Raw genomic sequence first — 19,113 nt, 5'->3', positions numbered from 1 at the left:
CGTTTGCAGCGACGAACCTGGAGCAGACCATGCTTTCGCCTTTTCTTGCCCTCTCGGGAATCGATTATGCCGTCGGGCCGAAATCCATTCTGCACGGTATCGACCTGACGCTTGCGCAGGGCCGCATCTACGGGCTGGTGGGGCCGAACGGGTCCGGCAAGAGCACGCTTTTGAAGATCATCGCCCGCCAGGTCGCGCCGAAATCCGGCGCCGTCGCCTTCGGCGGCAAACCGGCCGCCGACTGGGGCGCCCGCGAATTTGCCCGGCACGTCGCCTATATGCCGCAATTCACGCCGGCGACCGACGGGATGACCGTGCGCGAGCTGATAGCGCTCGGCCGTTTCCCCTGGCACGGCACGCTCGGCCGCTTCACCGCGACCGATCGCAGCAAGGTCGAGGAGGCGATCGTCCGCACCGAACTCGAGGATTTCGCCGATCGCCTCGTCGCCAACATGTCCGGCGGCGAGCGCCAGCGCGCCTGGATTGCCATGATGCTCGCCCAGGACGCCCGCTGCCTGCTGCTCGACGAGCCGACCTCCGCACTCGATCTCGCGCATCAGGCAAGCGTTCTCTCGCTGGTCAAGGAACTCAGTCACGAACGCGGGCTGACCGTCATCGTCGTCCTGCACGACATCAATCTGGCCGCGCGCTATTGCGATGCCATCATTGCGCTCAACCGCGGCCGGATCACCGCCGAAGGCACGCCCGCCGAGATCATGCAGACCGAGACGTTGCAGTCGATTTTCGGCGTCGGCATGGGCGTCTTTCCGCATCCGGTTCGCAACGAACCGGTGAGCTATCTGTTATAGGCATGGCCTTTCTGGCTTACTTCTCCCGCAGGCAATTTCTGGCCGGTGCGGCGGCCTCGCTCTCCGCCTCCGCGCCGGTGCGGGCAGCAGAGGGTGTGCGCGTCTCCACACTCGACTGGGCGCTGCTCGAAACCCTGCTGGCGATCGGCGCCAACGTCGTTGCGGCAACCGAATTGCGGCAGTTCCGCGAGGTCGCCGTCACACCTGACGTGCCGGCGGCGGTGGCCGATCTCGGCCTGCGCGGCACGCCGAATTTCGAGGTGCTGCGGTTTGCACGACCGGAGCTGATCTTCAATTCGAACTTCTATGCCTGGGCCGACGAGCGCATGCGCCTGATTGCGCCGGTGGAAAGCCATGCGATCTACAAGCCCGGCGAAAGCCCCTTCGCGCTGGCCGAGCAGGTAACGCTTGCACTCGGCGAGCGCCTGCAGCTTCCCGCCGCCAGGCAGTTGACCGAGGCGCTTTCAGCCCGGCTCGACCGCCACCGCTCTCTCTTTACCGCCGGCGACGGGCGGCCGGTCATCCCGATCAATCTCGGCGACGCCAGGCATTTCCGCGTCTTCGGCGCCGACAGCATGTTCGGCGAAGTGCTGAAACGCGTCGGCCTGACCAATGCCTGGCAGGGTGCGACCAGCTACTCGGCGGCGGCCCCCATCGGCATTGAGACATTGGCATCGATGCCCGACGCCTGGATCGTCATGATTCCCCCGCATCCGGCCGATGCTCTCGCTGCGCTCTCCAGCAGCGGCTTCTGGAATGCCTTGCCGGCCGTGCGCGAAAAGCGCGTGCTGATGCTCGGCTCGATCAATCCCTATGGCGCGCTGCCGGCCGCCGGCCGCTTTGCCGATCTGTTGGCGGAGGGGCTCGCCCATGCATGGAATGGTTAGCGCCAGGCCCGCACGACGCGCGGGCGCGCCTGTCATCGGCATCATCTTCGCCACGCTCTGCATTGTCGCCTTCGCGCTCCTCATCGGCACGCGCCCCGAGGTCCCGCACGGCGCTGCCGATGCAGCCGCGCTGAATGGGATGCTGTTCTGGCACGGCATCATGCCCCGCGCCGCGCTGGCCCTGATCGCCGGCGCCGCACTCGGCCTTTCCGGCGCATTGCTGCAGCGTGTGCTGCGCAATCCGATCGCCGACGCCTCGACGCTCGGCATCGCCGCCGGCGCGGAACTGGCAATGACGGCGGCCATGAGCGTCTCGCCTCTGCTCATCGGTTTACCGCGCGAGATGATCGCCTTTGGCGGCGGCATCGCGGCCGTCGCCATCGTGCTGGCTCTGAGCTGGCGGCGCGGGCTCGACCCAGTGACGGTGGCGCTTTCCGGCATGATCGTCAGCCTGATCGCCTCGGCGCTCAGCGTCACGCTGGTTCTTTCGCGCGGCGAATATGCCATGTCGATCTATATCTGGGGCGCCGGTTCGCTCAGCCAGCAGGATTGGAACGGCGTCCTGTCGCTCGGCCCCCGACTCATCGTCGGCTTTGCCGCCGCTTTGCTCTTGGTGCGGCCGCTGCGCATCCTCGCGCTCGACGACAGCGGCGCCAGGAGCCTCGGCCTCGCCCTGCATTCGACCCGCCTGGCGATCGTCACCCTCGCCGTCTGGCTCGCCGCCTCGGTGACCTCCGAGGTCGGCATCATCGGTTTTCTCGGGCTCGCCGCACCCGCGATCGCAAGGCTTGCCGGCACGCGCAGCTCCGGCCGGCTGATGGTGGCCGCGCCGCTGACGGGCGCCGGCCTGCTCTTCCTGACCGATTGCCTCACCCAGGTCCTCGGCCCCGGTTTTACCGATCTCGCGCCCACGGGCGCCGCAACCGCCCTGCTCGGCGGCCCGCTGCTGCTCTTTCTGCTGCCGCGCGTGCACTCCGTTTCAGCCATTGCCGCCCGGCCGGCCGAAATGCTGAACAGGCTCGCAAAGCCGATCCGGGCGCTTGCTTTGCTCTTCACGGCCCTCCTCCTGCTCTTTGCCGTCGTTCTCACTTTCGGCCCGGCCGATAACGGCTGGCATGTGGCGACCGGCGCGCTGTTTGCCGACCTCCTGCCCTTCCGCCTGCCGCGCACGATGGTAGCCGCCGGCGCCGGCGCCATGCTGGCGGCGACCGGCTTCATCATGCAAAGGATGACCGGCAATCCGATCGCCAGCCCCGAAGTGCTGGGCGTCAGCGGCGGCGCCGGCGCAGGCATCACCGTGGCGCTCTTCCTCTTCGGCTTCCCCTCACCCGTCACCATGCTGCTTTCCATGGCGATCGGCGCACTGGCAGCCTTCCTCGCCATGATCGCCATTTCCGCCCGCGCGGGGTTCTCGCCGGAACGCATGCTGCTTGCCGGCGTCGGCATCGGCGCCTTTGCCATGGCGATCGTGACGATGGTGCTCGCCCAGGGCGATATGCGCGGCTATATCCTGCTCACCTGGCTGTCCGGCTCGACCAACCGCGCCGGCGCCTTCGAAGCCTGGACGGCCATCCTCTCGCTCGCCGTGCTGACCGCACCCCTGCCCTTTCTCAGCCGCTGGCTGACGATCCTGCCGCTCGGAGCAGGCCTCGGTCGGGCTGTCGGCCTTCCTGTCGGGGCAAGCCGGCTGGTGCTCGCCATCCTCGCCGCACTGATGACGGCGATCGCTTCGTTCCTTGTCGGCCCGCTCAGCCTCACCGGCCTCATCGCGCCACATCTTGCCCGCCTTGCCGGCTTCCGCGCGCCGGGCCACCAGCTTGCGGCGAGCCTCATCTTCGGCGCCGGCGTGCTGATGGCGGCGGACTGGCTGTCACGCGTCGTCATCTATCCCTACCAGGTGCCGGTCGGCCTCTTCGCCGCGCTGATCGGCGGCCCCTATCTCGTCTGGCTGCTGTCGCGGAAGGAAGTTCAGCGATGATGGCTGACGGGATTACGGTATCGGATGCCGCAGGTCGCTGCTTGCTCCCTCTTCTCCCCAGCGGGGAGAAGGTGGCCCGAAGGGTCGGATGAGGGGGCCACGCGGTACACCCTCCATGCTGCCCTTCGCTTGCGCTCAGCGCATTCGCGGCTTTGCCGCTCACCCCCTCATCTGCCTGCCGGCATCTTCTCCCCGCTGGGGAGAAGGGAATCGTGGCGGCGCCTTGGTCCCTCGGCATAGGCTGGCCAATATAGGGCGCGCCGTCAGCGCTTACGCCTTTTCGCGGAACATCTCGATGATCGCCGAAAAGTCCCGTCCGCCATTGCCCTGCTTCTCGAACAGCGCAAAAAGCTGGGCCGCCTCGGCACCCATCGGCGTCGACGCGCCGCTCGCCAGTGCCGCCTCCTGCGATAGCTTGAGATCCTTCAGCATCAGCGCTGCGGCAAAACCCGGTTTGTAGCCGTTGTTGGCGGGCGAGGTCGGCACCGGTCCCGGCACCGGGCAATAGGTATTGATCGACCAGCACTGGCCTGACGAGGTCGAGGCGACATCGAACAGCGCCTGGTGCGAGAGGCCGAGTTTTTCGGCGAGCACGAAGGCTTCGCAGACGCCGACCATCGAGATGCCTAATATCATGTTGTTGCAGATCTTTGCCGCCTGGCCGGCGCCCGCCTCGCCGCAATGGACGATCCTCTTGCCCATGGCCTCGAGGATCGGCTTCGCCTTGGCGAAGGCCTCGTCCGAGCCGCCCGCCATGAAGGTCAACGTGCCGGCGCTCGCCCCGCCGGTGCCGCCGGAGACGGGCGCGTCGAGCGACAGGCAGCCTGCGGCCTTGGCCATCTCATGCGCCTTGCGGCTGCTGTCGACATCGATGGTGGAGCAATCGATCACCAGCGTGTCCTGCGCCGCCGTCTGCAGGATATCGGTCCAGGCCGTCAGCACGTGCCGGCCCTGCGGCAGCATTGTGATGACGATCTCCGCGTCCTTGACCGCCTGGCTGGCATGGCTTGCCGGCTTGACGCCGCTCGCCTCCGCCGCCTTCAGCACCGAGGCCGCGAGATCGAAACCGAGAACCTCGTGACCCCTCTTGACGAGATTGGCCGCCATCGGCCCGCCCATATTGCCAAGCCCGATGAATGCGATCCTTGCCATGGTCTTCTCCTATCGATTGTCTTCGAGGATCATCGCCGCCGCCTTTTCGGCGATCATGATCGTCGGCGAATTGGTGTTGCCCGAGGTGATCGACGGCATCACCGAGGCATCGGCGATCCTGAGCTTGCCGAGCGCCCGGAACCTCAGCCGCGGATCGACGACGCTGTCCCTGTCGGCGCCCATGCGGCAGGTGCCGACCGGATGGAAGATCGTCGTGCCGATATCGCCCGCCGCCCGCTCCAGATCGGCCTCGGTCTGATAGCTGGGGCCCGGCTTGAACTCCTCCGGCTTGAACCTCGCGAAGGACGGCTGCGCGACGATCTTGCGCGTCAACCGTATCGAACGGACAGCTATGTCACGATCGCGCTGCGTCGAGAGGTATTTCGGGCTGATCGTCGGCTGGGCGGCAAAATCCGGGCTCGACAGGTGCACCGAACCCCGGCTCTCCGGCCGCAGATTGCAGACGCTCGCCGTGATCGCCGGGAAAGGGTGGACGGGATCGCCGAACTTCTCCAGCGACACCGGCTGCACGTGATATTGCAAATCCGGCGTCTCCCGGTCCGGCCCGGAACGGGTGAAGATGCCGAGCTGGCTCGGCGCCATCGCCATCGGCCCGGAACGGCGGACGAGATATTCGAGCCCGATCGCTGCCTTGCCGATCAGCTTCGTCGCCTTCTCGTTCAGTGTCGGAACGCCGGTCACCTTATAGGCCAGGCGCAGCTGCAGATGGTCCTGCAGGTTCTCGCCAACACCCTTGACCTCGGTGACGACATCGACGCCCGCCCGCTGCAGCACATCGCCCCGGCCGATGCCGGAGAGTTCGAGAATATGCGGCGAGCCGATCGAACCGGCCGAAAGGATGGTTTCTCGGGCGGCATAAGCGCGTTTCGCCACGCCGTCGTGCTGGAATTCAACGCCGGCGACGGCCCCCTCCTCCACCAGCAGCCGCCGGACCTGCGCCTTGGTCAGCACGGTCAGGTTGGAGCGCTTGCGCGCCGGGCGCAGGAAGGCTTTCGAGGTGTTCCAGCGAATGCCGGAACGCTGGTTGACGTCGAAATAGCCGGAACCTTCATTGCTGCCGCGGTTGAAATCCGCCGTCTCCGGAATGCCGGCTTCTCTCGCCGCCTGCTGGAAGGCGTCGAGCACGGCCCAGCGCACGCGCGCCTTCTCGATGCGCCATTCGCCGCCGGCCCCATGCATCTCGTCGGCGCCGCGATAAAAATCCTCGGATTTGCGAAAGAACGGCAGGATATCGTCCCAGCCCCAGCCGGTGCAGCCCATCTGCCGCCAGAGATCGTAGTCGCGCGCCTGGCCGCGCATATAGATCATGCCGTTGATCGACGAGCAGCCGCCGAGCACCTTGCCGCGCGGATAGCTTAGCGCCCGGCCGTTCAATCCGGTTTCCGGCGCCGTGGTGAAGCACCAGTCGGTGCGCGGATTGTTGATGCAATAGAGATAGCCGACCGGGATATGAATCCAGTGGTAATTGTCGCTGCCGCCGGCTTCGAGCAGCAGCACCCTGCTCTTGCCGTCGGCAGAAAGCCGGTTGGCAAGCACACAGCCGGCGCTGCCTGCCCCGATGATGATGTAGTCGTAACGATCCATGTGCCCTGCACGAAGCCCCAGATGCCCCTGCCTCCCTCTCCCCGCGGGACGGGGAGAGGGAGAGTCGCATTGCCGCCGCAATCTCTTTGCCGGGAAGGAAATCGTTCCTGGGAAAGAGAGGTCCGCCCGTTCAGCGGCGATAGACGAAGCCCAGTTTCCGCCCGAGCCGCGAAGCGTAAAATTCGCCGATGATGCCGCGGCGGAATATCAGCACGCAGATCATGAAGACGACGCCGGTGATGATCGTCACCGGGAATTCCGACGTGGCGAGATAATTTTGCAGCGCCACGACAAGCCCCGCGCCGAAGAGCGGTCCGACCAGCGTTCCGATACCGCCGAGCAGCGTCATCAGGATCACCTCGCCCGACATCTGCCAGGCGACGTCGGTCAGGGTCGCGAACTGGAAGACCAGCGATTTCATCGCGCCCGCCAGCCCCGCCAGCGCTGCCGACATGACGAAGGCGCCGAGCTTGTAGCGCGCCACGGAGTAGCCGAGCGAAGTGGCGCGATTTTCGTTTTCACGGATCGATTTCAGAATCATGCCGAACGGCGAATTGATGAAGCGCCAGATGATCAGGATGCCGATGAGGAAAACGGCCAGCACGAAATAATACATATTGGTCGAGTCGTTCAGATCGATGAAGCCGAAGAGATGGCCGCGCGGCACCGACTGGATGCCGTCCTCGCCTTCGGTGAACTCCGCTTGCAGGCAGAAGAAAAAGAACATCTGCGACAAGGCCAGCGTGATCATCGCGAAATAGATGCCCTGGCGGCGGATGGCGAAGAAGCCCATGACCAGCCCAAGGAATGCCGCGCCCGCCACGCCGATCAGGATGCCGAGTTCCGGCGGCAGCCCCCATGATTTCACCGTATAGGCGGTGAAATAGGCCGCACCCCCGAAGAAGGTGGCATGGCCGAAGGACAGCAGGCCGGTATAGCCGAGCAGCAGATTGAAGGCACAGGCGAAGAGCGCGAAGCAGAGCAGCTTCATCAGGAAGATCGGATAGAAGAAGAACGGCGCCAGCAGCAGGAACACCAGCCCCGCAAGCAGGAAGCCCGCCTGCACCGAAAAGGCGGTCCGGCTTTTTTCCGTTCGGATGGTTTCAGTGATGTCAGCCATGTCAAGCATCCCGGCCGAAGAGGCCCGCGGGCCTGATGAGAAGCACGATCGCCATGATGACGAAGATCACGGTGTTGGAAGCTTCGGGATAGAAGACCTTGGTCAGGCCCTCGGCGATGCCGAGCATATAACCGGTCACGATCGCGCCCATGATCGACCCCATGCCGCCGACGACGACCACGGCGAAGACGACGATGATCATGTTCGAGCCCATCAGCGGCGAGACCTGGTAGATCGGCGCGGCCAGCACGCCGGCAAAGGCCGCAAGGCCGGCGCCGAGCGCGTATGTGAAGGTCAGGAGCATCGGCACGTTGACGCCGAAAACTTGCACCAGCACGGCGTTCTCCGTGGCGGCCCTGAGATAGGCGCCGAGCTTGGTCTTCTCGATCAGCAGCCATGTGCCGAGGCAGACGACAAGCGAGACGACGACCACCCAGCCGCGATAGATCGGCAGGAACATGAAGCCGAGATTGGCGCCGCCGGCAAGGGCAGGCGGCGTTGCGTAGGGCTGTCCGGACGAGCCGTAGAGATAGCGGAAGGTGCCTTCGACGGCGAGTGCCAGCCCGAAGGTGAAGAGCAGGCCGTAGAGCGGATCGAGATCGTAGAGCCGGCGCAGGAACAGCCGCTCGATGACCGCGCCGGCAAGGCCGACGATGACGGGCGCCAGGATCAGCGACGGCCAATAGCCGATGCCGGCATAGGTCAAGAGCAGATAGGCGACGAAGGCGCCGAGCATGTACTGTGCGCCATGGGCGAAGTTGATCACCCGGAGCAGGCCGAAGATGATGGCGAGGCCGAGGCTGAGCAGCGCATAGAACGAGCCGTTGATCAGGCCGATCAACAGCTGGCCGAGCAGCGCCTGCAGGGGAATGCCGAAGATCATCGTCATCTGGTCACACTCCCAGAACCTTGTGCAGCGTATCCATGCGCTGCGGCAGTTCGCCGACCGGGAATTCCGACACCATCTGCCCATGATCCATCAGATAGAAGCGATCGGCAATCCGGCTGGCGAAGCGGAAGTTCTGCTCGACGAGCAGGATCGTCATGCCGCGTCCTTTCAGCGTCTGCAGCACCTCGCCGATGCGCTGGACGATGACGGGAGCAAGCCCTTCCGTCGGTTCGTCGAGAATGAGCAGCCGGACGCCGGTGCGCAGGATTCGGGCGATCGCCAGCATCTGCTGCTCGCCGCCTGAGAGTTTGGTGCCGGGGCTGGTGCGGCGCTCGTAGAGATTGGGGAAGAGTTCGTAGATCTCGTCGAGCGTCATGCCGCCCTTCGCCACGACAGGCGGCAGCAGCAGGTTTTCCGACACGGTCAGCGTCGAAAAGATGCCGCGCTCCTCCGGCACGAAACCGATGCCGCGATGCGCCGTCTTGTGCAGCGGCACCTGCATCATGTCGCTGCCGGCAAAGCTGATCCTGCCCTTGCGGGCGCGCACGATGCCGGTGATGGTGCGCAGCGTCGTCGTCTTGCCGACGCCGTTGCGGCCGAGAATGGTGATCGTCTCGCCTTCGGCCACCCGCATGTCGACACCGTGCAGGACATGGCTTTCGCCGTACCAGGCATTCAGTCCCTGGACTTCGAGGAGAGCGGCCATCAATGCTCCTCCGTGCCCATATAGGCGACGCGCACGCGCTCGTCCTGGCTGACCGTGGCATAATCACCCTCGGCCAGAATCTCGCCGCGCTGCAGCACCGTCACATGCTGGCAGATATTGGCGACGACCGAGAGATTGTGCTCGACCATCAGCACCGCCCGGTCGCGGGCGACGTCGCGGATGATCGCCGAGACGACGCCGACGTCCTCAAGCCCCATGCCGGCCATCGGCTCGTCGAGCAGCAGCACTTTCGGGTCGAGCGCCAGCGTGGTGGCGATCTCCAGCACGCGCTTGCGGCCATAGGAAAGATCGGCGGCGATATGATCGCGCTCCTTGGAAAGCCCGACACTGGCGAGCAGCTGCTCGGCGCGCTCGTTCAGCCGGTCGAGCGCCGAAAGCGGCCGCCAGAACTGGGTGGAAAGATTGTTCGGCCGCTGCAACGCCACCCGCACATTGTCGAGAACGGAGAGATGCGGGAAGACCGCCGAGATCTGGAAGGAGCGCACCAGTCCCATGCGCGCCACCCTGTCGGGTGCCGTCCCTGTTATGTCGGTGCCCATCAGCGTGATCGTGCCTGCGGTCGGCTGCAGGAACTTGGTCAGCAGGTTGAAGACCGTCGTCTTGCCGGCACCGTTCGGGCCGATCAGCGCATGCACGCTGGCATCATGCACGTCGAGATCGACGTTCTTGACGGCCGTGAAGCCGCCGAAATCGCGGCGCAGGCCGCGGGCGGATAAAACCACCCGCGGCTTTCCCTGCGTTTCAATCGCGGAAACCGCCATTGCCCTTACTTCACCAGATCGCAGCCGCTCTTGGCGGGATCGATATAGGCTTCCTTGCCGGGAATCGTGGCGAGCACGTTGAAGTAATCCCACGGCTCCTTGCTGTCGGCCGGCTTCTTGACCTGCAGCAGGTACATGTCGTGGATCATCCGGCCGTTGGCGCCGACCGTGCCGCCGCGGCCGAAGACGTCGTCGACCGGCATTTCATGCAGCAGCTTGGCGACGGCTTCCGTCTCGTCGGTGCCGGCCTTCTGTATCGCCTTCAGATATTGCGTCACCGCCGAATAGGTGCCGGTATGGACCATGTTCGGCATCTTGCCGGTGCGGGCGAAGAACTTTTTGGCGAAGGCGCGGCTTTCGTCGTCGCGGTTCCAGTAATAGCCTTCCGTCAGCGTCAGGCCCTGCGCTGCTTCAAGCCCGAGGCCATGGACTTCGGCAAGCGTGAAGAGCAGCGCCGCCAGATGCTGGCCGCCCTGGGTGATGCCGAATTCAGCCGCCTGCTTGATGGCGTTCGCAGTATCGAGGCCGGCATTGGCAAGGCCGATCACCTTGGCGCCGGACGATTGCGCCTGCAGCAGGAAGGACGAGAAGTCCTGGGTCGACAGCGGATGACGGACGGCGCCGACGACCGTGCCGCCGCTCGCCTTGACGTATTCGCTGGTCTGCTGCTCCAGCGAATAGCCGAAGGCATAGTCGGCGGTCAGGAAGAACCAGCTGTCGCCACCCTGCTTGACCAGCGCGCCGCCGGTACCGACGGCGAGCGCATGCGTGTCGTAGGCCCAATGGAAGCCGTAGGGCGAGCAGGCCTTGCCGGTCAGATCCGTCGTCGCCGCACCGGTGACGATGTCGATCTTCTTCTTTTCCTTGCCGATCGCCTGCACGGCGAGAGCCACCGACGAGGTCGTCAGTTCCATGATCGCGTCCACCTGCTCGGTGTCGTACCACTGGCGGGCGATGTTGGAGGCGATATCCGGCTTGTTCTGGTGATCGGCATCGACGATCTCGACCGGCACATCAAGCACCTTGCCGCCGAAATCCTCGACCGCCATCTTGGCGGCTTCGACGGAAGACTTGCCGCCAAAGTCGGCATAGACGCCCGACTGGTCGTTCAGAATGCCGATCTTGACCTTGCCGTCAGTCGCGCTCTGCGCGAGCACCGCTGTGCTGCTGGCGAGCAAAAACGCAACTGATGCAATGAGATTCTTTCGCATATTCTCTCCTCCCAGAGATTAGCCAGATTACCGATCTGTTCAAATTTGGCCGGTCGCACTCCTCAGAACAAGCGGCCCTTGTCTTACGATCATGGAATTTCTCCCCCGAGGCAACGGGTGGTTTATAACTAATTCCAAACAGTATCTGTTCATTTTTGCACAGAAAGAGAGCTGCACAATGTCGATCCAGGCCTCGGGAGAGCAAAGAGTGAGCGTTCAGCGCTAGAACTAGGGCAGTTTCGACGGTTGTGCAGGGCTGGCAGCGTTCGACGAAGGACCAATCATCCGTCGATCCTTCGCCTCCGGCACATTCGGCGCGTTTCAGCCTGCCGTTATTTCCATTGCGTCCCATTCTCCGCTGCGCAGCCGTGGGGAGGCAAGGCGCCGCTGAAGGTTTCCTTGAGCTTGGCGCAGCCCCAGGCATTCAGCGGGCCCGGCATGGATGTGTTGAGCGTGATGCCGACTTCGTCATAGGGGCTGTCGGTGTTGGTAACGTAGCGATACCAGCGAAAACCGATGACGACGACGAATGCGATCGCGATCGTCAGCAGCAGGCGAACCAATTTTTTCATCAATAGTTCCTCAAAATGCAAACGCGGCCGTGTAGCATTCGCGCATAATGGCTGAAAGCACCCTCGCCGAGGCATCACCAGTTTCTCACCGGCGTCGTCTCGAATTCATCAAGGCCCAACCTTCGCCGGGATCTTCCGCCCGCGATTCCTCCATTCTTTACGTGATGTTAAAACGCAAATAAAAACAATGAATTGTTTCAATAGCACAAGACCGTGCTATGCGTTATTGGTTGTTGAACGAAAGAAATGGCGATGAACCATCCACCGCAGTTTACCTGGGACGATCTGCAGTTTTTTCTCGCCGTCGCCCGCACCGGGCAGCTGTCGACGGCCGCCCGCCAGCTGCGCTCCAGCCATGCCACCGTTTCGCGGCGCATCGACCGGCTGGAATTCACCCTCAAGGTCAAGCTGTTCGAGCGCAATCCGCGCGGTTATGTGTTGACGGCCATGGGCACGCGCTTCGTCGAGACGGCCGAGAAAATGGAGCAGGAGACCGAGCGGCTGCGCGCCGACCTCGCTGACGGCTCGATGGCGCAGCGCGGCCTGGTGCGCCTGAGCGCCCCGGAAGGTTTTGCCAATTTCTTCTTCGCCACCGTGCTGCATCGGTTTGCCGCCCAGCATCCGCATCTGTCGCTCGAACTGGTGACGATCCAGCAGATCATGTCGCTGTCGCGCAAGGAGGCCGATCTGTCCGTCGTGCTCGACGAGCCGAAGGGCGGGCCCTATTTCGCCGAGAAGCTGACCGACTATCATCTGCAGATTTACGGCTCTCGCGATTATCTGGCGAAAGCGCCCGCCATCACCTGCCGCGACGATCTGCTTGAGCATCCCTTCGTCAGCTATATCGAGGAGATGATTTTCGCGCCGGGCCTGGATTATCTCAGTGACGTGCATCCGCGCATCAAGCCGCAGTTCCAGAGCTCCAGCATCTTCGCGCAGCTGACCGCCACCCGAAACGGCCTCGGCCTCTGCATCCTGCCCTATTTCTTCGCCAGCCGTTATCCCGAGCTGGTGCGGGTGCTGCCCGCGGAAATCGACCTCAAGCGCCAGTACTGGATCACCTGCCATCGCGACCTGAAACAGGCGCCGCGCGTACGCGCCGTCATCGACTTCCTGCGTGAGGCGGTGCGCGGCAAGGATGCACGCTTCGTGCCGCCCTATGTCACCGCCGCCGGCCCGGCGCGCCGGTCAGAATCCGAAGCCTGATTACTTCAGAAATTCGGCACGGTGCGGCGTGAAGGCATCGATCAGCCGGCCCTTTTCCAGCGCCTTGACGCCATGGACGAGATTGGGCGGCACAATGAAGCTGCCGCCCTGCCGTAGCACCTCGGTCCGCCCGTCGATCGTCACCTCGAAACTGCCCTCGGCGACATAACTTGCCTGGATATGCGGATGCGAATGGGCCGCACCGACAGCGCCACTTTCGAAGGCCACCTCCACCATCATCATCTCCGGCAGATAGGTCATGATGCGCCTGGTAACGCCGGGCTCCGGATTGACCCATTCGGCGCCTTCGGCCGATACGAACAGATCGCTTGACGTCATTTCCGCCTCCTCGCTCCAGAATCGAACGCGGGCAAAGTGGAGCATGACGACGCTTTTGAAAAGATGGCGCGCCTCGTATTTTCGATAGGCTGGCTTGTGTTGACGCGGTCGGCTGGCGGGTCTATGCGACCTTGAGCGAGGAAGCCTGAATCGTGGGTGAGGAGACGCCGCCATGCAGCAGACGCGCGAGGTTTTCGACTGGGCCGATCCGTTCCGCCTGGTGGAGCAGCTGACCAACGAGGAGCGCATGGTGCAGGATACCGCCCATGCCTACGCGCAGCAAAAGCTCGCGCCCCGCGTCCTCGACGCCTTCCGCCATGAAAAGACGGATCCCGCAATCTTCCGCGAAATGGGTGAACTCGGCCTGCTCGGTCCGACGATTTCCCCCGATTACGGCGGCGCCGGCCTCGGTTACACCGCCTACGGGCTGATCGCCCGCGAGGTCGAACGGGTCGACAGCGGCTACCGGTCGATGATGAGCGTGCAGTCCTCGCTGGTCATGGTGCCGATCGAAACCTTCGGGTCTGAGGCGCAGAAGCAGAAATACCTGCCGAAACTCGCCACCGGCGAATGGATCGGCTGCTTCGGCCTGACCGAACCCGATCATGGCTCCGATCCCGGCTCGATGGCGACCCGCGCCAAGAAGGTCGAAGGCGGCTACAGCCTCACCGGCTCGAAGACCTGGATCTCGAACGCGCCGATCGCCGATGTCTTCGTCGTCTGGGCCAAGACCGAGGACGGCCTCATCCGCGGCTTCATCCTCGAAAAGGGCTGGAAGGGGCTTTCGGCCCCGGCCATCCACGGCAAGGTCGGCCTGCGCGCCTCGATCACCGGCGAAGTGGTGATGGACGCAGTTTTCGTGCCGGAGGAAAATCTTCTGCCCGGCGTCACCGGCCTCAAGGGGCCGTTCACCTGCCTCAACTCGGCCCGTTTCGGCATTGCCTGGGGCGCGCTCGGTGCCGCCGAGGATTGTTATGCCAGGGCACGGCAGTACACGCTCGAGCGCAAGCAGTTCGGCCGGCCGCTTGCCGCCAATCAGCTGATCCAGAGGAAGCTCGCCGACATGGCGGCGGAGATCTCGCTCGGCCTGCAGGGCTGCCTGCGGCTCGGCCGCATGAAGGAGGAAGGCCATCCGCCGGTGGAGCTGACCTCGATCCTCAAGCGCAACAGCTGCGGCAAGGCGCTGGAGATCGCGCGCGCGGCCCGCGACATGCTCGGCGGCAACGGCATCTCCGACGAATTCGGCATCGCCCGCCATCTCGTCAACCTCGAAGTGGTCAACACCTATGAGGGCACGCACGACATCCACGCGCTGATCATCGGCCGGGCGATCACCGGCATCGCCGCCTTCGCGAACTAAACTCCCGGCGCGGCAAGGCGAATTGCCACGCGCTTGACAATATGCAACCTTCCCTCTCGCGGCACGACGCCGGCAATGAGGGGGATCGCGCATGTTTCTTTTTCTTGCATTGCTGATCGGTGTCATCTCCGGCCTGCGCGCCATGACCGCGCCCGCTGCCGTCGCCTGGGGTGCAGCACTCGGCTGGTTCGACGTCTCGCAGACGCCGCTTGCCTTCATGGGTTACCGTTGGACGCCGTGGATCTTCACGGTTCTCGCCATCGTCGAGCTGATCACCGACCAGCTGCCCTCGACGCCGTCACGCAAGGTGCCGGTGCAGTTTTCCGCCCGTATCGTCACCGGGGCGCTCGCCGGGGCGACGATCGGCGCCGCCAGCGGCCTGCTCTTCGGCGGACTGATCGCCGGCGTGATCGGCGCGGTGATCGGCACCTATGGCGGTGCGGCCGTCCGCGCCAGGCTGGCCGCCTCCTTCGGCAAGGACCTGCCGGCCGCGCTCATCGAGGATGCCGTCGCCGTCATCGGCGCGGCGCTGATCGTGGTGGCCATGTCATGAAAAGCTTCGACGCCATCGTCATCGGCGCCGGCCAGGCCGGCCCGTTCCTCGCCGCCCGCATGGTCGAAAAGGGCATGAAGGTCGCACTGATCGAGCGCAAATTCCTCGGCGGCACCTGCGTCAATGCCGGCTGCATGCCGACGAAGACGCTGGTCGCCAGCGCCCGTGCCGCCCATGTCGCCAGAAGTGCTGCCGCCTACGGCGTCAATATTCCGGGCGACATCGCCATCGACATGAAGGTGGTCCGAGCCCGCGCCGAAACGGTGACGATGAATGCCCGCAACGGCCTGATCGGCTGGTTTGCCGGGATGGACGGCATGAGCGTGATCTATGGTCATGCCCGCTTCGAGGGTCCGAAGACCGTCAGCGTCAACGGCGACACGCTGAGCGCGCCGCGCATCTTCCTCAATGTCGGGGCGAGGCCCGTCATTCCCGGGCTGCCCGGCATCGATGACATCGACTACCTCACCAGCACCTCGATCATCCATCTCGACACGCTGCCGCGGCATCTGGCCGTCATCGGCGGCAGCTATATCGGGCTGGAATTCGCGCAGATGTATCGCCGCTTCGGCGCCGAGGTCAGCGTCATCGAGCACGGGCCGAAGCTTGCTTCGCGCGAGGACGAAGATATATCCGATGCGATCGCCGAGATCCTGCGTTCGGAAGGCATTGGCGTCCATACCGACGCCGGCAACATCGCCTTTGCTGGAAACGGCAATGGGGTGAGCGTCACCGCCGGCGCGGCGAAAATCGATGCGAGCCATGTGCTGATCGCCACCGGCCGCAAGCCGAATACCGACGATCTCGGCCTCGAGGCCGCCGGCGTCGCCACCGACAAACGTGGCTATATTACCGTCGACGATCGGCTCGCCACCAATGTCGAGGGCATCTTTGCGCTTGGCGACTGCAACGGCCGCGGCGCCTTCACCCACACGTCCTACAATGATTTCGAGATCGCCGCCGCCAATCTGCTGGACGGCGACGACCGCAAGCTGTCGAGCCGCATCCCGGCCTATGCGCTCTACATCGACCCGCCGCTCGGCCGCGTCGGCATGACGGAAAAGCAGGCGCGCGAGTCGGGGCGCAGGATCATGGTCTCGACCCGCCCGATGAGCCGCGTCGGCCGCGCCAATGAGCGCGGCGAGACCAAGGGCTTCATGAAAGTGGTGGCCGACGCCGAAACCAAGGAGATTCTCGGTGCGGCGATATTGGGCATCGAGGGCGACGAGGTGATCCACGGCCTGATCGACGCGATGAATGCCGGCACAACCTATCCCACGCTGAAATGGTCTGTGCCGATCCATCCAACGGTGTCGGAACTGATCCCGACGCTGCTCGGCGATTTGAAGCCGGTTTAGCCTTGACCTGACGCTTCGGAAACAGCTGGGGGCGGGCCGCCATGTCTATCGAACTGCTGATCGAGAATTACGGCCTGCTGGCAATCTTTCTGGGGGCTGCCTTCGAAGGGGAAACGGCCGCTTTCCTGGGCGGCGTGATCGCTCATCGCGGCCTGCTTACCTATTGGGCGGCAGCGTCTGCGGCAACCGCCGGATCCTTCGCCGGCGACCAGTTCTGGTTCTTTGCCGGCCGATACGCCGCCCGATGGAGCCTCGTCCGCCGGCTGCTGGAAAGACCGGCGCTTGCCCGCGTCACCCGGCTTCTCGAAACATATCCCACAGGCTTCATCCTTGCCTTTCGTTTTCTGGTCGGGTTGCGGACGATCAGCCCCGTCGTCATCGGGACGACTAGGATATCGACCGGGAAATTCGTCGTCCTGAATGCGGTAGCCGCACTGGTCTGGGGACAGCTTTTCACCGCGCTCGGTTATCTCTTCGGGCACGGAATCCAGCAGACATTGGGCCACCTCCCCCTTCACCGCCATCTGCTGATCGCGGTCGGAGCCGCGGCTGTTGTCGCAGCCGCCGCGCTTGCCCTTCGCAAGATGAGACCGAGCGCCGGGCACTCATAGACGTGGTGCGGCGCCCTACTCCATGACGATCTGCAGCTTCACGTCGCTCGGCCGCGCCTCGACGGCCCGGTCGAAGGCCTTGATCGAATCCTCGAAGGTGAAGGTCTCCGATATCAGCGGCTTCAGATCGACACGGCCCGAGCCGAGCAGCGCGATCGAGCGCTCATACTGATGGGCGTAACGGAACACCGTTTCGATGCGGATTTCCTTGGTCGTCGCCGTCGAGACGTCGAAACCAACAGGATTGACCGGCAGGCCGACGGCGACGATGACGCCACCCGGGCGCGGCAGCGCCATGATCGTCTCCCAGGCCTTCGGCGAACCAGAACATTCGAAGACGACGTCGGCGCCCCAACCGTCGGTCAGCCTGCCCACTTCTTCGATCAGATTCGTCTCGCGGATATTGACCGGGATGACGCCCTGATATTGCGCGGCGATATCGAGCTTCGGCTGGGCGAGATCGGCAACGATCGCCCGGGCGCAGCCGCCGGCAAGGGCGGCAATCGCCACCATCGTGCCGATCGGGCCGGCACCAAGAACGATGGCGGTATCGCCCGGCGCAATCTTGGCCTTGCTCGCCGCCTGCATGCCGACCGCGAAGGGCTCGACCATCGCGCCTTCGGCAAAGCTGACATTGTCGGGCAGCTTGAAGGTATAGTTGGCGGGATGCACGACCTCCGGCGTCAGCACGCCATGAACCGGCGGCGTCGCCCAGAAACTGACGGCGGGATCGATATTGTACATGCCGAGCCGGCTCGCCTTGGAATTCGGATCGGGAATGCCGGGCTCCATGCAGACGCGGTCGCCGACTTTCAGATGCGTGACGCCGGCGCCGACCTCGACCACCGTGCCCGCCGCCTCATGACCGAGCACCATCGGCGCGTTGACGACGAAGGGGCCGATCTTGCCGTGGGTATAATAATGCACGTCCGAACCACAGACGCCGACGGTATGAACCCTGATCTTGACCTGCCCCGGTCCTGTCTCCAGCGGCAGATCGATATCGCGAAGCGCAAGCTCATGCTGGCGCTCCAGCACCAGCGCACGGACTTTGGTCATGATCGGTTTCCTTCCCTTTTGCCCCCGCGATTCATCGGGTGCCGTCGACACGGACTATAAGACCGTAAGCGGCGGCAATTCAATCGCACCGGTCAAGCTTTTGCTCAACCGATGATGAAATGCCCATTTTCTATAATCCGAAAGATTCACGCTCCAAGACCTCCGTATGATTCCAGCCGAGGCCGACGGGGAGTACATTCTCAATTCGAGATCCCCGGGGTCTCCAGTTTGAGATCCCCCGGCGACGAGGACAGGCAGAGAGATGAAAAACGGCCCAACATTATCCAGGTCATTCCGGAAATTCTGGCAGCGGCTTGCGGACCTGATCGCCGCGCTGCCGAAAGGCCATCGGCCGCGGCCGGTGCGCCTTATCGCAAAAACTAGGGATCGAAATCCTCCTCCGCAGCGTTAATAGTGATGCGTCGGCGTGGCGTCACGGAAGCATGAGGGCTCCGGGCACATGCGGATCGGCACAAGGAAGACCATCATGAAGTCGATCGCGTCATTCTGTCTGTTCGCCTTCCTTCTTTTCACCGCAAGTGAAGCGTCCGCGGCCTTGGAACAAGCCTCGCTCCCATCGCAACAGCAGGAACAACAGCTCGTTCCTGCCAATCTTGAGCTCACCTTCACCGGCCCGGTCGATCTTGCCCGTTCGACGGCCGTGCTGTTCGATGCCGAGGGTACGGCGCTTCCCACAGGCAAGCCGTTTCTCTCCGGCCCTGAGGGATCGATCTTCAAAATTCCGCTCGATCCTGCCATGGCGCCCGGCCTCTATACCGTCGACTGGCGCGTGCTCTCGATGGACGGCCGCAGCGCCGAAGGCCGATACCAGTTCCGGGTCGATCCTTAATGCATGTCGCCCGGAAGTGTGCAGCGGTTCCGGGACAACGACATGCATAAAAACAAAGGGCTAAAG

The 19,113-nt window shown here is 64.0% G+C and carries 19 protein-coding genes; 9 read left to right on the top strand and 10 right to left on the bottom strand.

Annotated features, from left to right (window positions below; all coding sequences use genetic code 11):
• Nucleotides 1-29 precede the first annotated feature (29 nt).
• From CO671_RS27285 to fhuB, 3 genes are read left to right on the top strand one after another with little or no spacing between them, the layout of a single operon-like run.
• Nucleotides 30-809: an ATP-binding cassette domain-containing protein gene (locus CO671_RS27285; RefSeq protein WP_010028336.1), complete on the top strand. Its 780-nt coding sequence runs from the start codon at nucleotides 30-32 to the stop codon at nucleotides 807-809.
• A gap of 2 nt (nucleotides 810-811) precedes the next feature.
• Nucleotides 812-1,696, top strand: a complete 885-nt coding sequence (locus CO671_RS27280; protein WP_097608557.1) for an ABC transporter substrate-binding protein — start codon at nucleotides 812-814, stop codon at nucleotides 1,694-1,696.
• Nucleotides 1,680-3,674 carry a Fe(3+)-hydroxamate ABC transporter permease FhuB gene (gene fhuB / locus CO671_RS27275; protein ID WP_245425039.1) on the top strand — a complete coding sequence of 665 codons (1,995 nt, stop codon included), beginning with the start codon at nucleotides 1,680-1,682 and terminating at the stop codon, nucleotides 3,672-3,674. The genes CO671_RS27280 and fhuB overlap by 17 nt, the downstream gene beginning before the upstream one ends.
• 270 nt (nucleotides 3,675-3,944) lie before the next feature.
• Here the strand turns inward: fhuB and mmsB are convergent, their stop codons facing one another.
• From mmsB to CO671_RS27235, 8 genes are all read right to left on the bottom strand, one after another.
• Complete coding sequence (gene mmsB / locus CO671_RS27270; RefSeq protein ID WP_097608555.1) at nucleotides 3,945-4,826, bottom strand: 3-hydroxyisobutyrate dehydrogenase; 882 nt, start codon at nucleotides 4,824-4,826, stop codon at nucleotides 3,945-3,947.
• 9 nt (nucleotides 4,827-4,835) lie between these two features.
• Entirely contained in the window at nucleotides 4,836-6,431 is a 1,596-nt protein-coding gene (locus CO671_RS27265) for a GMC family oxidoreductase (protein ID WP_097608554.1), read from the bottom strand.
• Between the two features lie 130 nt (nucleotides 6,432-6,561).
• A complete protein-coding gene (locus CO671_RS27260; protein WP_097608553.1) occupies nucleotides 6,562-7,551 on the bottom strand; it encodes a branched-chain amino acid ABC transporter permease in 990 nt (329 codons plus the stop codon).
• A gap of 1 nt (nucleotide 7,552) precedes the next feature.
• The gene (locus CO671_RS27255; RefSeq protein ID WP_097608552.1) at nucleotides 7,553-8,440 is read right to left on the bottom strand and encodes a branched-chain amino acid ABC transporter permease; all 888 of its coding nucleotides are present in this window, start codon (nucleotides 8,438-8,440) and stop codon (nucleotides 7,553-7,555) included.
• Between the two features lie 4 nt (nucleotides 8,441-8,444).
• The gene (locus CO671_RS27250) at nucleotides 8,445-9,146 is read right to left on the bottom strand and encodes an ABC transporter ATP-binding protein (protein WP_097608551.1); all 702 of its coding nucleotides are present in this window, start codon (nucleotides 9,144-9,146) and stop codon (nucleotides 8,445-8,447) included.
• Complete coding sequence (locus CO671_RS27245; RefSeq protein ID WP_097608550.1) at nucleotides 9,146-9,928, bottom strand: ABC transporter ATP-binding protein; 783 nt, start codon at nucleotides 9,926-9,928, stop codon at nucleotides 9,146-9,148. The genes CO671_RS27250 and CO671_RS27245 overlap by 1 nt, the downstream gene beginning before the upstream one ends.
• A gap of 5 nt (nucleotides 9,929-9,933) precedes the next feature.
• Nucleotides 9,934-11,139, bottom strand: coding sequence for an ABC transporter substrate-binding protein (locus CO671_RS27240; RefSeq protein ID WP_097608549.1), 1,206 nt, complete (start codon nucleotides 11,137-11,139; stop codon nucleotides 9,934-9,936).
• 332 nt (nucleotides 11,140-11,471) lie between these two features.
• On the bottom strand, nucleotides 11,472-11,711 hold the full coding sequence (locus CO671_RS27235; RefSeq protein ID WP_010028714.1) for a hypothetical protein: 240 nt from the start codon (nucleotides 11,709-11,711) through the stop codon (nucleotides 11,472-11,474).
• Between the two features lie 252 nt (nucleotides 11,712-11,963).
• Here CO671_RS27235 and CO671_RS27230 point away from each other — a divergent pair, with 252 nt between their 5' ends.
• Nucleotides 11,964-12,917, top strand: coding sequence for a LysR family transcriptional regulator (locus tag CO671_RS27230; RefSeq protein WP_097608626.1), 954 nt, complete (start codon nucleotides 11,964-11,966; stop codon nucleotides 12,915-12,917).
• Here the strand turns inward: CO671_RS27230 and CO671_RS27225 are convergent, their stop codons facing one another.
• The gene (locus CO671_RS27225; RefSeq protein WP_097608625.1) at nucleotides 12,918-13,256 is read right to left on the bottom strand and encodes a cupin domain-containing protein; all 339 of its coding nucleotides are present in this window, start codon (nucleotides 13,254-13,256) and stop codon (nucleotides 12,918-12,920) included. It lies immediately after the preceding gene.
• A gap of 172 nt (nucleotides 13,257-13,428) precedes the next feature.
• On the opposite strand from CO671_RS27225, the gene CO671_RS27220 reads away from it, so the two are divergent.
• The 4 genes from CO671_RS27220 (at nucleotide 13,429) to CO671_RS27205 (ending at nucleotide 17,138) form a co-directional block, all read left to right on the top strand.
• Nucleotides 13,429-14,616: an acyl-CoA dehydrogenase gene (locus CO671_RS27220; protein WP_097608548.1), complete on the top strand. Its 1,188-nt coding sequence runs from the start codon at nucleotides 13,429-13,431 to the stop codon at nucleotides 14,614-14,616.
• A gap of 91 nt (nucleotides 14,617-14,707) precedes the next feature.
• The gene (locus tag CO671_RS27215; RefSeq protein WP_097608547.1) at nucleotides 14,708-15,169 is read left to right on the top strand and encodes a DUF4126 family protein; all 462 of its coding nucleotides are present in this window, start codon (nucleotides 14,708-14,710) and stop codon (nucleotides 15,167-15,169) included.
• Nucleotides 15,166-16,527, top strand: a complete 1,362-nt coding sequence (locus tag CO671_RS27210) for an FAD-containing oxidoreductase (protein ID WP_097608546.1) — start codon at nucleotides 15,166-15,168, stop codon at nucleotides 16,525-16,527. The genes CO671_RS27215 and CO671_RS27210 overlap by 4 nt, the downstream gene beginning before the upstream one ends.
• Before the next feature lie 41 nt (nucleotides 16,528-16,568).
• Nucleotides 16,569-17,138: a DedA family protein gene (locus CO671_RS27205; protein ID WP_097608545.1), complete on the top strand. Its 570-nt coding sequence runs from the start codon at nucleotides 16,569-16,571 to the stop codon at nucleotides 17,136-17,138.
• Between the two features lie 15 nt (nucleotides 17,139-17,153).
• Here the strand turns inward: CO671_RS27205 and CO671_RS27200 are convergent, their stop codons facing one another.
• Nucleotides 17,154-18,197, bottom strand: coding sequence for an NAD(P)-dependent alcohol dehydrogenase (locus CO671_RS27200; RefSeq protein ID WP_097608544.1), 1,044 nt, complete (start codon nucleotides 18,195-18,197; stop codon nucleotides 17,154-17,156).
• 487 nt (nucleotides 18,198-18,684) lie between these two features.
• Between CO671_RS27200 and CO671_RS27195 the strand changes: the two genes are divergently transcribed.
• Complete coding sequence (locus CO671_RS27195; RefSeq protein ID WP_097608624.1) at nucleotides 18,685-19,047, top strand: copper resistance protein CopC; 363 nt, start codon at nucleotides 18,685-18,687, stop codon at nucleotides 19,045-19,047.
• Nucleotides 19,048-19,113: the final 66 nt, after the last annotated feature.

Origin of the sequence: Rhizobium sp. M10, from assembly GCF_002531955.1 — a bacterium.
In the GTDB taxonomy this organism is placed as follows: domain Bacteria; phylum Pseudomonadota; class Alphaproteobacteria; order Rhizobiales; family Rhizobiaceae; genus Rhizobium; species Rhizobium etli_C.
Note: the sequence above shows the minus strand (reverse complement) of the source record. Positions and strands in the feature narration are given on the sequence as shown.